Source organism: Nonomuraea sp. NPDC050404 (assembly GCF_040655495.1).
In the GTDB taxonomy this organism is placed as follows: domain Bacteria; phylum Actinomycetota; class Actinomycetes; order Streptosporangiales; family Streptosporangiaceae; genus Nonomuraea.
In genome coordinates this window covers 1-13,221 of the sequence record NZ_JBFAKB010000059.1, presented here as the reverse complement: position 1 = coordinate 13,221, position 13,221 = coordinate 1, and the positions used below count along the sequence as shown (strand labels likewise).

Here is a 13,221-nt window from a genome sequence, read left to right as displayed (position 1 = left end):
GGCGCACGCCGATGTCCCGCCCACGACGAAACGACCGGGCAGGCGGCGACGCATCCGGAACGCCCTCTAGATCAAAACGGTCGGCACGGGAACGTGACAAGAACGCTCAAGGAGGCCATAACAGGGCGATTCAGTAACAATCTCAGCGTCTTGACAAGCACACCACCCATGCGTCACCGGCCTCCAGGGGATGCACGGCCGGCTGATGCGGCACAACGGCCCGACAGGGCGGCTCGGCGATCGCGCGAAGGAGAGTGACAGGTGGGATCTGGCCAGGTATTACAGGCGGGAGGGACAGGTGTATCTCACTGGGGCCGGCCGAACACCCAGGGTAATAATTCAGGTGCAGTGAGTAGCTCTCCTTGGGAGGATCCCCATGCGTCCGTTCACTCCTTTCGCGCTGGCCGCGAGCATCGCCACCCTCTTCGGCGCCGGCGTGATCACCGCCCCGGCCGCGCAGGCCGAAATCGTCTTCATCTGCGCCGAACGAGGACCTGCACCGCTCATCTACCCACCGATGATCAACGGACAGAGCTGCACACCGCCCGTCCCGGGCGACTTCTCCAACGTCCACATCGTCTTCCCGCATCTCGGCGAACAGTGGAGGTGCGAAGTCGCCATGTCCCGCCCCAACGACTTCGGCACCGTCAACGTACTGGGCCGGAACTGCCACCCGCCCCACTAGGGACCAGCCGGCGCCCGCGTCCGTGGTGACCGCGGGCGCCCGCCGCTGTCGTCACCTGACGAGTTGCGTGGTGTACGCCCGGGCGATCAGCGCGGCGTCCTCGCCCACCCAGCCCAGCAGGGCCGAGCCGCGGCAGCGCTGGAAGGGCAGGCCGAGATAGGTCAGGCCGGGCACGGGGCTGATCCCGCCGGTGTGGCGGGGCAGTCCGTCGCTCAGGGCGCCGGGGACGCGCAGCCACCAGTAGTCGGCACGGTAGCCGGTCGCCCAGATCACGCTCCGCGGGGCGATGGTCTGGCCGGAGGCGGTGCGCAGCCGCGGGCCGTCGGCGGCGGTGATGCGATCGACGATGCGCACGCCCATCCGGCTCAGAGCTCGGGGGCCGAGTCCGATGAGGGGGTCACGGTCGCGGACGCGGCGGCCGAGCCGGCCGGTGACGGGCGCGCGGACCAGGCCGAACGCCTGCAGCCAGGTGAACACGTCAGTGCCGAGGAGGCGCTGGGGCAGGACCGGTTGCCGCGTGCCGAGGGCGAGGGTGACCGGCCGGGTCGCGGCGAGTTCGGCGGCGATCTGCACGCCGGAATTGCCGCCGCCGACCACCAGCACCGGCCCGTCGGGCAGCTGGGCGGGGTTGCGGTAGCCGGCGCTGTGCAGGGTGACGATCTCGGGCGCGAGCGGCAGGCCGGGGATGCGGGGCTGCTGGAACGGCCCGGTGGCGACCACGACGCCGTCACCGGTGTAGACGCCCGTGTCGGTGACCGCCTCGAAGCCCGCGCCGGTGGCGGGGCGCAGCTCGGACACGGCACTGCCGAGCCGGACCGGCAACTCGAAGCGGGACGCGTACGCCTGCAGGTAGTCGGCCACCTCGTCCTTGCCCGGATAACGGTCGGCGCCCGGCAGGGGCATGCCGGGCAGCGCGCTCAGGCGGGCGGGGGTGAACAGGCGCAAGGAGTCCCAGCGCCGCCGCCAGGATTCGCCCAGCCGCCCGTGGGCTTCCAGCAGCAGTACGTCGTGCCCGGCCAGGCGCAGTTCGCGGCCTGCCGCGAGCCCTGCCTGACCGGCGCCGATCACGAGAATCATGAGAGTCAAGCCTGGCCGAGGAGGTGACGGCGGGGCTTGAACAAACCTGCTACGACGAGGGTGTCTGAGCCCACGGGCCGAAGCCCTGAAGGTCACCAGCCCACGGGGCCGTTCACGTCGAAGAAGCCGCCGCTGGGACCGTCCGCAGGGAGCGTGGCGGCGCGCACGACGACCTTCGCGCCCTGTGATGGATGCTGCGTTCCGAGGTTGTTGTTCAGATCGGTGGCGTTGTACCCCGGGCACACTGCGTTGACCTTGATCGGTGTGCTGCCGAGCTCGACGGCGAACCATCCGGTGAGCGCATTGAGGAGGGTTTTCGACGTGGGGTAGGCGAAGGATGGAAACTGACCCAGAGGATTGCCTGGAGACACGAGCGTGGCGATCGACCCCATCGTGCTGCTCACATTCACGATGCGCCCCGCCTGCGCCTTCTGCACGAGCGGCAGAAAGGCCTGCGTGACGCGCAACGCCCCGTAGAAATTCACGTCGAACGTGCGCTGAATCGTCTCCAGCCGTACGGTGCTGGGAAGGCTTTCCCCTTCCCCGATCGCGACGCCCGCATTGTTGACCAGCACGTCCAGTGCGTCAGTCTCACCGCCGATATGCAGCGCGGCAGCCCGGACGCTTTCCGCGTCGGTCACATCGAGGCTGACGAATCGAACGTCTCCTTCATGGGCAAGTTCCTTTACCGCGACTTCTCCGCGCCCCTGGTGGCGACATCCCAGCCACACGGTGAAGCCCTGCTGCGCGAGCAGACGTGCGGTCTCAAAACCAATGCCCTTATTGGCGCCTGTGACGAGCGCCGTTTGCGTCATGGTGTTCATATCTTCGATGCTGCAGTAACAGGACGGTACGATCCATAATGTGTCGTCTCCGATTCTTTACGCATCGTCCAAGAGGGGATCGGCGCTCGGCTCCAGCGATCCGATCGCCGACGCCATCGGTCTTCTGCGGCCCCACACCGTGGTCGAAGCCAGCCTCCACGCCGCCGGGCCGTGGGCGGTGCGTTTCGACCCGTTCCCGCACGTGAAAGCGGGTGTCGTCGTACGCGGCGAATGCCGGCTGGCCCTCGAAGGGCACGAACCTGTGCACCTGAGAGAGGGCGACTTCTACCTCTTGGGCAACCCTCCGGCCTACGTGCTCGCCAGCTCCCTCACCGTGAAACCGCGCGCCGCCAAGCCCTTGTGGGACGGCGCCACGGACGGCGTCGTGCGCATCGGACCCGAGGCCGAGGAAGACACATTCCTGTGCAGCGGGCACTTCTCTTTCGACGACACGAACGCCTCGATCCTGATCGATGTTCTGCCGCCGCTCGTACACGTCCGAGCCGCAGATCCGCGAGGCAAACTGCTCGCACACCTGAGTGAACTGCTGGTCACCGAGGTCGAGACCACCGCCGTCGGCGGCTCTCTGGTCCTGGACCATCTCGCACAGATCCTGTTCGTCCATATGCTGCGCGCCCACGCCGACCAGGCCGGTCGGCCCGTCGGCTGGCTGGGAGCACTCAATGACGACGGCATCGGCGCCGCACTTCGCGCCATGCACGCGGACGTGGCACACCGTTGGACGCTCAAAGAACTCGCCGGCATCAGCCGCATGTCACGCTCGGCATTCGCCGCCTCCTTCAAGAACCAGGTCGGCACCGCACCACTGGAGTATTTGATCGAGTGGCGAATGAGCCTTGCCCGCGATGCCCTGCGCCGCGGCACTCGATCGATCTCCGAACTCGCATCCGCGACCGGCTATGAATCCGAGAGCGCGTTCAGCACCGCATTCCGCCGCGTGGTCGGCTCCTCACCCAAACAATTCCGCGACGCGGCACATCGTGCGCCTGCTTGACGGCCTCGGGATGGGCCCGGCGCCGCACAACATCACGCTGCCGCTGGAGCATGACCTGGACGGGGAGTTGTCCGGCCGCCTGGCCGTGCCACGAGCGCCACCGCTCGCTGCGGCGTTCGTGGGCCCCGCCCGAAACAGGCGGACCTCATCCGAGGTGGAGTGAGGGATCCGCGGCCCAGCGGCGCAGGGAGTCGGCGGCGGGTCCCTCGGCCACGGCATCGGCCAGGGCGGTCAACTCGTGCGGCGGCAGCACTGCGCCGCGCCCATTGTGCAGCCGCAGCTCCAGCAGCCGCCGCCCGCGGTCACCCTCCACCACCAGCACCGGAACCCTGCGCGACTGGTCTGCGTTCTCTGCCCCCTCAGCCTGGAACGCGGCGCGGTAGGTCCATGACGTGACCCGCGACAGGTCCACTCGCCGCGTGCGGTAGGCGCCCCGTACGCTGAGCGTGGTGCCCTCCAGCCAGGCGGCATACCGGAAGGCCCGCAAGGTCCTCGTGACCATGAAGATCACCACAAACAGCGGCCAGGCCACGAGAAGCGCCGCGATGAGCGGCGGAAATTCCGTTGGCGCGGTGCCCGTGCCGACCATGCCCCCACCGACGAAGAAACCCAGGAAAGCCGCGCACACCAGAGCGAAGACAATCGTTGAAATCTTCCAGCCGGTGCTCGCCCCGACGCTCAACCGGGTGCTCAGGGGGCCGTGGCCCGGGGTTCCAGCTTGGACGTCGACCCGGTGATCAGGGTTGGCGAGCTGCTGTCCGACGTCTGGGCGGTCTGTCTGGCCGCCCGTGGCCGTGGCCGGTGATTCCGGTCCGTTGCGGAGCCGGTAACCGATCGACCGGAGGTGCCGGTATTCGACGACGGCCAGCACCAGCGCCGTGGCCGTGCCGCAGAGGTTGAGCGTGAGCCACAGCCAGTCGGGCACGTCGTTGGTGTTGTGCTCGATGAGTTCCTGGCCGCTGATCAGGAGCATGACACCCGTTGTGGCGATCGGCGCGAGCAGCGGATGCACATCGCCCGTCCAGAATCCGGTGCGTACCGCCCAGTAGACCGTGCAACCCCAGAAGCACCCGAACCAGAGAAAGAGGACGATCAGGACGAGGCCGATATCAAGGGAGACGGTCCGGTTGTCGAGGAAGCCGAAGATGAGCCCACCGGCGGCCACCATAAGCAGGTAGACGGCCAGTGCGAGCGCCAGGCGCCCCATCAGAAGCAGCACGCCGGGCCGGAGGTGCAGGCGGTGGCCGGCGCGGGTCACGATGAGCATCACGAGGATCTGTAGCGGCAGTAGAACGAAGGCCAGCCCGCCGGTTTTCGCCATCTTCAAGCCGAGGTCGGACATGCCGGCCACGACGTCCCGGTACGGGAGGGTCGCCGCCAGGATCACGGCGGTGCCGACCACCGCTCGCCAGAACGTGAGCCGGTCCAGCGTCCGGTCCATGTGCGATGGGCCGACCCGGGGTTTGAACAGGAACTTGGCGGTCCTCCAGGGAAGGAGCACGGTGGCGGGGACGCGCCTGGTCGCGTGATCGCCGTCATCGGGGTGGGCCTGTCGCAGGTTTCGAGGGTCACGTCGCCGCAGCAGAGCAGTGACCACACGGGGTACCCGAATCCCATGGTCAGGGGGCCGCCTGAAACTGATCAGCGCCGTGACGTACAACGCCAGGATTATCAGTCCACTACTGAAGACAAGCTTGACGTAGGAGTTCAAGACGTCCATTCCGATAGCGATCGCTTTCGCTCGGATGAGAATCGGCCGTAGCAAGCATTGGCTGTCGCATGCCGTGAGACCCGGCAATGCGATCGACCTCTACTGCGGTTTCCCCTTCATGCGCGTGGTGCTCAGCTTTGGGAATAGCTCCTCTGGCTACTTTGACTCAGCTTCCGGCGGATTGGTTGGCGATCCCGGCGTACACCACGAACAAGATGCCCGACATGAGCGAGATCCGCCGCCGACAACGCCTCCATCGGCTGCGTCGTTCCGTGGTATGCCTCAGATCTACCGCCAAAGCTCCTACCCCTCGCCGGCCTCGCACGTCTCCCGAACCCAGACCTCCGGACTGCCCGGCGCCACCTTCGACGCGCCGCTGACCCGCACCACGCGGGCAGACTCAAGCACGTCCCGTTCAGGTTCAGGCCGGCACCGTGCGCGAGCCTCGTCAACGAAAGCAGGTCATGATGGACGCCTCAGCCGACGTCCGCGTGAGCGACCACGCCTTCGGCCTCCTGGACGGCGGCGACATCCCGATCGAGACAGCCGACTACGCCAACGGCCTCGTGACCGGCGCGCAGTCGCAGGAGCGCCACCATCAATACCACCAACCCGGCCGCACCGATGAACATGCTGATCACGCTGGCCCGCTGATCCAGGCGCCAGAATGCCAGTGCTGACTTATATAAGCGAGAGCTGGTACGATCCTGTCCGTGCACGCGTTCGACATCCTCGGTGACCCGGTGCGCCGGCGCATTCTGGAGCTGCTCGCCGACGGCGAGCAGACCTCTGGCGCGCTCACGGACGTGATCCGGACCGAGTTCGGGCTCTCCCAGCCGGGTGTCTCCCAGCATCTGCGCGTGCTGCGTGACAGCGGGTTTGCGTCGGTACGGGCCGAGGGTGCTCGCCGGTTCTACGCCGTTGAGCCCGCGCCGCTGAGCGAGGTCGACGCTTGGCTGGACCGGTTTCGCCGGTTCTGGGAGCAACGCCTCGACGCCCTGGAAACCGAGCTGGCCCGGGGCAAACGTGCGGCTCGGACCCCGGCCGGTGAGGAGCCCGGCTCACCGGCCGAGTCCGGCATCGATGCGAACACAACCGATCCATCAGCGAAGGGAGCCTGACATGAAAGACATATTGGACGAACTGGCCGCCGCACACCGGACTATGGGCAAGGGCAGCCTGCCCGCCGGCGAGGCGTACACCATCGAGGTGCGGCGTCGATACGAAGCGCAGATCGACGACGTCTGGGACGCCCTGACCAGCCCCGAGCGGCTGCAGCGCTGGTTGAAACCGGTCACCGGGGATCTGCGGCCTGGCGGGAAGTTCGAGTTGGACGGTGGTGAGCACGGTGAGATCCTCCGGTGCGAGCCGCCGCGCCTGCTCAGGGTGTCCTGGCTCTACGGGCCGGAGGCCGACGCCTGGCCCGGCACGAGCGAGGTGGAAGTGCGTCTGGTACCGGGCCCGGCCGGCGACACCGAATTCGAGCTGATTCACGCAGCGGCCGTCGGGGAGCCCCTCTTCCCGACCTACGGACCCGGTGCGGGGGGCGTTGGCTGGGACCTGCATCTCCTCGCCCTGGCCCGGATGCTGGCCGGTGGCGAGACCGCTGACCATGAGGCGGTCGAGAAGTCGCCCGAGGAGCGCGAGTTCATCCGGCGCAGCGCCGCGGCCTGGGGACAGGCTCACCTGGCCGCCGGTGGCGAGCCGGAGCACGTCGCGGCCGCGGTGGAGGCCACCACCAAGTTCTACGCACCCGACCCGACCTGACATCTCCGCTGCGGTGGGCCGACCAGCCTTCCCGGGGTCTGCGCCGCCGATGAGAATCGTCAAGCGCGAGACGGATGTCAGACCCCTCCGCCAGAGGAGCAGCACAACAGCAGGTTGTCCCGCACCTGGAAGGAATGCCCGCCATGAAGTACACCAACTCGATCGAGATCGCCCTGCCTCGGGAGAAGGTGGCCCAACTGCTCGCCGATCCTGCACACATACCGAAGTGGCTGCGGGGCGTGGTGCTGCACGAGCCGCTGAACGGGATACACGGACAGCTCGGCACCAAGTCGCGGGTGGTGCTGCAGTCGGGGCAGCGGAAGATCGAGTGCACCGAAACGATCACACGCCGGGAGCCGGCCGACCTGCACGGGATCCCGAAAGAGAGCGTCGTTCACTTCGACCGCGAGATCGTCGGCGCGGGCATGTGGAACGTCGTGCGCGATCGGCTGACCGAAGCCGATCCGGACACGACGCTCTGGGTGAGCGAGAGCGAGTACCGGTTCAGCAGCCTGCTGATGCGGCTGGTGGGGCTTCTCATGCCCGGCTCGTTCCACAAGCAATCGCAACAGCACATGCAGGATTTCAAGGCGTTCGCCGAACAGGGGAAGGATGTTCGCGAAGGCAGCAACTAATCTTCGTAGGTTCCGGGATCATCGGCGGACTGACAACGAGATCGAAATGGACCGGTTGGTGTCGCCGGGCATCGGCCACCCCCGTCCATCCCGCCGTCGAGCACGGCCAGTGCTCGATGTTTGCCGATGACGCTCACGGCGGCCCCGGTCAGCCGGGCCAGCGCCTCCATCGCGGGAACCCTGACCCGGCCCGCTGGCAGAGCTGCTGGGCGGGGCGAGAGGGGTCAGCCGAGGCGGCCGGTGGTGATCGCTGCCGTGACGCCGCCGTCCACGAGCAGGTCGGCGCCGGAGATGAACCCGGCGGCGGGGCTGAGCAGGAAGTCCACGGCTGCGGCGATGTCGGCCGGGGTGCCGATGCGTCCGGCGTTGGAGGCGTCGATCATCGTCTGCATCGCCGTGCCGTGGCCGCTCGCCAGTTCGGCCTGGCCCATGGGCGTGGCGATGACGCCGGGGCTGACGGAGTTGATCCGGGCGCCACGGGCACCCCAGGCCGAGCTGGCGGCACGTACCTGGAGCAGGTTGATCCGCTTGGCGAAGGCGTAGGCCGCGCCCGGGTCGGTGAGCGCGGCGACCTCGGGCAGGGACGCCAGCTCCTCGGCCGGCGCGGTCGCCAGCCGGATCGCGTCCTGACCGGTCGGGGCGGGATGGAATTGACCGCCCATGCTGGCGATGACCACGCCCGCTCCCCCGGGCGCGATCACCTTGGCGAACTCCTCCAGCACGAGCGCGACCCCCACCAGGTCCACCGCCACAATGGCCACCACCGGGGCCTGCACGGGCGACACGCCCGCCGTGTGCGCCACCGAGCGGACCTCCCCCAGCGCGCTCGCCCGCTCGGCAAGCGCGGCGACCGAGGGGCGGGAGGAGACGTCCACCTCCACCGGGGTCACCTGGTAGCCCTCGCCTTCCAACTGCTTGGCCACCGACTCCAGGAGCTCCTGGTCGAAGTCGGCGATCACCAGCTGGGCTCCGGCCCCTTGGCGGCGGGCGATGGCCTGGCCCATGCCGCCGACGCCGATGACGACCACCACGTTCCGTGCCATGCGATCTCCCTCTTCCCGTGCGGAGCCGCCGGTGGGGCGGGTGGCTCAGCGCGGGATGCGCGTTTTCCGACAGATGCTGGTTTCCCGGCAACTGTCGGAAACCATACAATACGGAGGTGCCTGTCCAGCAAGCTCCTGATCCCCGTGTCCAGCGCTCCCGTACGGCTCTGGAGACGGCGCTGCGCGACCTCCTGCGCGAGCGCGATCTGACACAGATACAGATCTTGGACGTCACCAGAAGGGCAGGCGTCAACCGCTCCACCTTCTACGAGCACTACCGCGGGATGGACGAGCTCGCGGCCAGCGCCTGCGCCGCGATGTTCGACGCACTGATCGCCGCCGCCCCCGTCATCGGACCCGCCGGAGACACCGACCCGGCCCGCGCCACCGCCGCGCTGACCTCGGTGTTCACCCACGTCGCCGAGAACGCCGGCCTCTACCAGGCCCTGGCAGGCGAGGGCGGCAGCGGCAGGCTGATCAACCACATGCACTGGCGGCTCACCGTGGCCATTCACGTCAACTTCCACGGCGACTTCCCCCGTACGGACCACACCTCCGACCCGGCGGACATCCCGCACGCGCCGCAAGCGGCACTGCTGGCCGGAGCCCTGCTCGGCGCCATCCTCGACTGGCTTCGTCACGGCTGCCCCGGCAGCGCGGCACAGCTGAGCGCCACGATCTGGCCACTGCTCGCCGCGATCAGCCCCGCCGCCATGGTGAACGGACAGCCGCGTAGCTTTTGAGGCACTGCCGCGCGGGGACGGTGATGTGTTTCAGCTGGTGTCGCCGAGGCGGGTACGCACCTGGGCGAGGAGTTCGTTCGGGAGCGGGGCGTAGCCGTTCAGGGAGAGATAGGACTGGCCGGCGTCGCTCGCGGTGTAGCTCAGAAAGGTTCGCACCAGTGGCTCGGAGCTCTTCGAACAGGCGATCTCGTACGTGATCAGGACGATGGGGTAGGCGTCCTCATTCTTGGTCAGATAGCCGAACTCCACCACCAGACCGTTGTCTCCGCTGATGATCCGGGCGCCTTCCATCGCCTGCGTGGCGCTTTTCGGGGAGAGCGCGACGAATCGGCCGGAGGCGTTGCGCACTTGGGCGGTGCGCAGGCGGGCGTTGCTGGCGAACCCGTACTCGACGTACCCGATGGAGCCCTCGACGTACCGGACGAGGTCTGCCACCCCGGTGGAACCGGTGACGCCCCGCCCGGCGCCGGTCCACTTTCCGGATGGCTGGTGCGGCCACCGGCCCGCCGCCTTGAGGTAGGAGGTGAAGTTGTGGGTCGTGCCCGAGTTGTCGGAGCGGTGCACGGGCCGGATGACGCTGTGGGGCAGTCGTACGCCGATGTTGTCGGCGGCGATCTCCCGCGCGTCCCATCGGATGATTCGCCCGGTGAAGATCCCGGTGAGGGTGGCGGGTGAGAGTTTCAGGTCGGGTACCGACGGCAGGTTGTAGGCCAGCGCGATGGGGCCGACCACCATGGGCAGGTGCAGCGCCTTGTTGCCGCAGCGCCGGTCGGCCCGCGCCTGCTCCTCCGGTCGCATCGCGACGTCGGAGCCTGCGAACGCGGTGGTGCCGGCGATGAACTCGGCGATCCCGGCACCGGATCCGGTGGGCCGGTAGTCCACTCGCAGATCGGGGTGGATCCGATGAAACTCGGTACGCCAGGCGTCCATCGCACCTTTCTGCGCGGTCGAACCCGAGCCGGAGATCGACGCCGAAACCCGTACGCCTTCGGGCGGCGCATCGTCGCGCGTCAATATCGCTATCCCGCACAGGCCGGCGGCGCCGGCGGTCAGGATGAGCGCGGCGAGCAGAGCCGGCCAAGCCGCCCACCTCAGATCTGCCATCTCAGCAAGACTATGAAGAGCTTGTCGCGGTTCGCGTTAATCAACCGTCAAGCTAATGACACGAACGAGTCGAACAGTCTGGACAGTGCAAACAGCTCTTCCCTTTTGACGGGTCCGCCGGATGCCTGAAGCGGCGCCGGTGGCAGGCCGTACGGCAGCAGATCATCCTTGCTCTGCCGGTCTTGCTCGGGCGCCGTCGAGTACGAGGTCGGCCACCCGTTCGAGGAAGGCGTCGTCGAGCGGATGGCCGAGCATGAGCCAGTGGAAGTAGAGCGGCCCGGAGATCACCTCCAGCAGGAACTCCGGGTCGGTGCCGGGCGGCAGCTCGCCGCGTTCCACGGCTCGGACGAAGATCGCTCCCGATGCCTTGAACCGGGCCGGCCAGAACTTGCCGAGCAGTTCGTACAGGTCGGCGCTCGCGGCGCTGCGTGGTCCGACCTCGCGCAGCAGAGCCGCGACCCAGGGCGTCCGCAGGCCGAGCCGGATCTCCTTGAGCAGTTCGATGAGGTCCCCGCGCAGGCTGCCGGTGTCGGCCGGGGGCGCCAGCCGGCCGCCGGACCGATCGTCGAGGTGCTGGGAACCGCCTGGCTGTTCTGGATCCCGATGATCGTCAGCGCGCTGGCCGTGCCGGCCGCCCACCTGTACGTCCCCGACTCCCCCGCACGCCGCAAGGTCCGCTTCGGCCGGCCGGCCGCGTTCCTGCTGTCGGCCTGGCTGGTCGGCCTTCTGCTGGCGGTCAGCCAGGGACCCGAATGGGGCTGGCGGTCGCCGCCCGTCCTCGGCCTGCTCATCGCCGCCGCCGTGGTGCTGGTCGCGTGGATCATCGCCGAACTGCAATCGACGTACCCGCTGATCGACCTGCGCATGATGCGCCTGCCCCCGGTCTGGATCACCAACCTTGTCGCGCTCCTGTTCGGCGCCGGGCAGTTCGCCCTGTTCGCCTTCCTGCCGCAGTTCGTCCAGACGCCCGGCGGCGCGGGCTACGGGTTCGGCTCCACCATCACCGAAGCGGGCCTGCTGCTCCTGCCGATGCTCATCACCATGTTCGCGGCCGGCCTGATCAGCGGCCGCGTCGAGGCCGGCTTCAGTTCCAGGGCCCAACTGGTCACCGGCTCCGCGCTCAGCGTGCTCGCCTTCACCGCCCTGGCCCTCGTCCACGACGCGCCCTGGCACGTCGCCGTGGCCGCGGCGGTGTTCGGCGCGGGCCTCGGCCTGGTGTTGTCATCGATGACCAACCTGATCGTCACGAACGTGCCCGCCGACCAGACCGGCGCGGCCTCCGGCATGAACGCCAACGTCCGCACCATCGGCGGAGCGATCGGTACCGCCGTGGTCGGCAGCATCGTCACCGCGAGCCCGCGACCGGGCGGCCTGCCCGACGAGACGGGATACAGCAACGGATTCCTCCTGCTCGCCGGCATCTCCGTCGCCGCCGTCACCGCGGCACTCGCGGTACCGTCCCGCCGCCGCAATGCCGGGGACACCCCGCCACAAGATCAAGGAGAGCCGCCGATCTCCTCGCGTACGACCGGCTGACCGCGCGCTTCGTCTCACGTGAGAACGTATCGAATGCGGGCATGGCGGATAACATGCCCTCATGAGCTCCGACGCTCCGCACCGAACCGCCACCGGGCGCGCGACCGGCCGTCCAGGTGACGCCTCGCCTTTCGCCCTCGGGCTGCTGCTCCGTCAGGCGCACTGGCGCGCGGCCACGGTGATGACCGAGGCGATTCGGCCGCTCGGCATTGAGTTGCGGCATTTCTCCGTACTAATCGTGCTGGCCGACCGCGGGCCCATGGTGCAGCGGGACCTGGCGCCTGCGACGGGATCGGACAAGGCCGGGATCATGCGGGTGGTGGACGATCTGGAGCGTAAGGGGCTTGCCGTACGCAAGGCCGTTCCCGGGGACCGGCGGGTGCGAAAGGTGGAGATCACGCCTCAGGGTCTCGAGCTTTTCCATGCCGCCCATGTGGCGGCCGAGCCGATGGCCGCGCGCCTGGTGGCCGATTTGGAGCCCGGCGAGGCGGAGTTGTTGCGCGATTTGCTGACCCGGCTGGCCTATCCTGCGGGCGGCGACGCGTAATCGCCCTCGCTGCTTGAGCGGTGTGCCTGGCCGGAGGCACTAAGACCGCCGGGCGGGACACAGACGCCCTCATGAGTGACTTCCCCCGCGTGCTCACATGAGCAAAGTTCGTATCATTTGATACAATCACAAGTGATACCGTTTCAGATCCAGGGAAGCGGCGTCCGGTTCCGAGGAGGGAATGATCATGGATGTCTATGAGGCGGTCACCAGCCGGCGAGCCGTACGCGGATTCGCCGCCAAGCAGGTCCCCCGAGACGTGCTGGAACGGGTGCTGTCGGCCGCCGCATGGACACCATCCGGATCCAACCTCCAGCCCTGGCGCATCTACGTCCTGACCGGCGAACCCCTGGCCGAACTCAAGAAGCGGGCGGGCCAGCGCGTGGCCGCGGCCGACCCGTGGGACGAACGCGAATACGAGATGTACCCCCAGCACCTCAAATCCCCCTACCGCGAGCGCCGCTCCGCCTTCGGCCAGGAACGCTACAGCGGCCTCGGCATCGACCGCGACGACTGGGAAGCACGCCAGCGAGC

The 13,221-nt window shown here is 68.3% G+C and carries 17 protein-coding genes; 11 read left to right on the top strand and 6 right to left on the bottom strand.

Annotated elements, in window-relative coordinates; genetic code table 11:
* Positions 1-376: 376 nt before the first annotated feature.
* Positions 377-685 carry a hypothetical protein gene (locus tag AB0I81_RS62795; protein WP_360680130.1) on the top strand — a complete coding sequence of 103 codons (309 nt, stop codon included), beginning with the start codon at positions 377-379 and terminating at the stop codon, positions 683-685.
* A 51-nt stretch (positions 686-736) separates the two neighbouring features.
* Here the strand turns inward: AB0I81_RS62795 and AB0I81_RS62790 are convergent, their stop codons facing one another.
* The gene (locus AB0I81_RS62790) at positions 737-1,762 is read right to left on the bottom strand and encodes an NAD(P)/FAD-dependent oxidoreductase (protein WP_360680126.1); all 1,026 of its coding nucleotides are present in this window, start codon (positions 1,760-1,762) and stop codon (positions 737-739) included.
* A 92-nt stretch (positions 1,763-1,854) separates the two neighbouring features.
* Positions 1,855-2,586 carry an SDR family oxidoreductase gene (locus AB0I81_RS62785; protein WP_360680123.1) on the bottom strand — a complete coding sequence of 244 codons (732 nt, stop codon included), beginning with the start codon at positions 2,584-2,586 and terminating at the stop codon, positions 1,855-1,857.
* A gap of 40 nt (positions 2,587-2,626) precedes the next feature.
* Here AB0I81_RS62785 and AB0I81_RS62780 point away from each other — a divergent pair, with 40 nt between their 5' ends.
* Both AB0I81_RS62780 and AB0I81_RS62775 read left to right on the top strand, forming a co-directional pair.
* Positions 2,627-3,601 carry an AraC family transcriptional regulator gene (locus AB0I81_RS62780; RefSeq protein ID WP_360680120.1) on the top strand — a complete coding sequence of 325 codons (975 nt, stop codon included), beginning with the start codon at positions 2,627-2,629 and terminating at the stop codon, positions 3,599-3,601.
* Positions 3,588-3,764, top strand: a complete 177-nt coding sequence (locus AB0I81_RS62775; protein WP_360680117.1) for a hypothetical protein — start codon at positions 3,588-3,590, stop codon at positions 3,762-3,764. The genes AB0I81_RS62780 and AB0I81_RS62775 overlap by 14 nt, the downstream gene beginning before the upstream one ends.
* Here the strand turns inward: AB0I81_RS62775 and AB0I81_RS62770 are convergent.
* Positions 3,747-5,312 carry a hypothetical protein gene (locus AB0I81_RS62770; protein WP_360680114.1) on the bottom strand — a complete coding sequence of 522 codons (1,566 nt, stop codon included), beginning with the start codon at positions 5,310-5,312 and terminating at the stop codon, positions 3,747-3,749. The two genes, AB0I81_RS62775 and AB0I81_RS62770, sit on opposite strands and share 18 nt — an antisense overlap.
* A 464-nt stretch (positions 5,313-5,776) precedes the next feature.
* Between AB0I81_RS62770 and AB0I81_RS62765 the strand changes: the two genes are divergently transcribed.
* From AB0I81_RS62765 to AB0I81_RS62750, 4 genes are all read left to right on the top strand, one after another.
* Positions 5,777-5,992, top strand: a complete 216-nt coding sequence (locus AB0I81_RS62765; protein WP_360680111.1) for a hypothetical protein — start codon at positions 5,777-5,779, stop codon at positions 5,990-5,992.
* Positions 5,993-6,025: 33 nt separating this feature from the next.
* Positions 6,026-6,433, top strand: a complete 408-nt coding sequence (locus tag AB0I81_RS62760; RefSeq protein WP_360680108.1) for a metalloregulator ArsR/SmtB family transcription factor — start codon at positions 6,026-6,028, stop codon at positions 6,431-6,433.
* A 1-nt stretch (position 6,434) separates the two neighbouring features.
* On the top strand, positions 6,435-7,079 hold the full coding sequence (locus AB0I81_RS62755; RefSeq protein WP_360680105.1) for an SRPBCC family protein: 645 nt from the start codon (positions 6,435-6,437) through the stop codon (positions 7,077-7,079).
* A gap of 143 nt (positions 7,080-7,222) precedes the next feature.
* Positions 7,223-7,714, top strand: a complete 492-nt coding sequence (locus tag AB0I81_RS62750) for an SRPBCC family protein (RefSeq protein ID WP_360680103.1) — start codon at positions 7,223-7,225, stop codon at positions 7,712-7,714.
* Positions 7,715-7,938: 224 nt separating this feature from the next.
* Here the strand turns inward: AB0I81_RS62750 and AB0I81_RS62745 are convergent, their stop codons facing one another.
* Complete coding sequence (locus AB0I81_RS62745) at positions 7,939-8,757, bottom strand: SDR family oxidoreductase (protein WP_360680100.1); 819 nt, start codon at positions 8,755-8,757, stop codon at positions 7,939-7,941.
* A gap of 116 nt (positions 8,758-8,873) precedes the next feature.
* Between AB0I81_RS62745 and AB0I81_RS62740 the strand changes: the two genes are divergently transcribed.
* Complete coding sequence (locus AB0I81_RS62740; RefSeq protein ID WP_360680098.1) at positions 8,874-9,500, top strand: TetR/AcrR family transcriptional regulator; 627 nt, start codon at positions 8,874-8,876, stop codon at positions 9,498-9,500.
* 30 nt (positions 9,501-9,530) lie between these two features.
* Here the strand turns inward: AB0I81_RS62740 and pstS are convergent, their stop codons facing one another.
* Positions 9,531-10,604, bottom strand: coding sequence for a phosphate ABC transporter substrate-binding protein PstS (gene pstS, locus AB0I81_RS62735; protein ID WP_360680095.1), 1,074 nt, complete (start codon positions 10,602-10,604; stop codon positions 9,531-9,533).
* 162 nt (positions 10,605-10,766) lie between these two features.
* A complete protein-coding gene (locus AB0I81_RS62730) occupies positions 10,767-11,243 on the bottom strand; it encodes a TetR-like C-terminal domain-containing protein (RefSeq protein ID WP_360680092.1) in 477 nt (158 codons plus the stop codon).
* Between AB0I81_RS62730 and AB0I81_RS62725 the strand changes: the two genes are divergently transcribed.
* The 3 genes from AB0I81_RS62725 to AB0I81_RS62715 form a co-directional block, all read left to right on the top strand.
* Entirely contained in the window at positions 11,208-12,140 is a 933-nt protein-coding gene (locus AB0I81_RS62725) for an MFS transporter (RefSeq protein WP_360680089.1), read from the top strand. The two genes, AB0I81_RS62730 and AB0I81_RS62725, sit on opposite strands and share 36 nt — an antisense overlap.
* 61 nt (positions 12,141-12,201) lie before the next feature.
* Complete coding sequence (locus tag AB0I81_RS62720) at positions 12,202-12,687, top strand: MarR family transcriptional regulator (RefSeq protein ID WP_360680086.1); 486 nt, start codon at positions 12,202-12,204, stop codon at positions 12,685-12,687.
* Between the two features lie 187 nt (positions 12,688-12,874).
* A partial coding sequence (locus AB0I81_RS62715) for a nitroreductase family protein (protein WP_360680083.1) occupies positions 12,875-13,221 on the top strand: 347 nt, incomplete at its 3' end.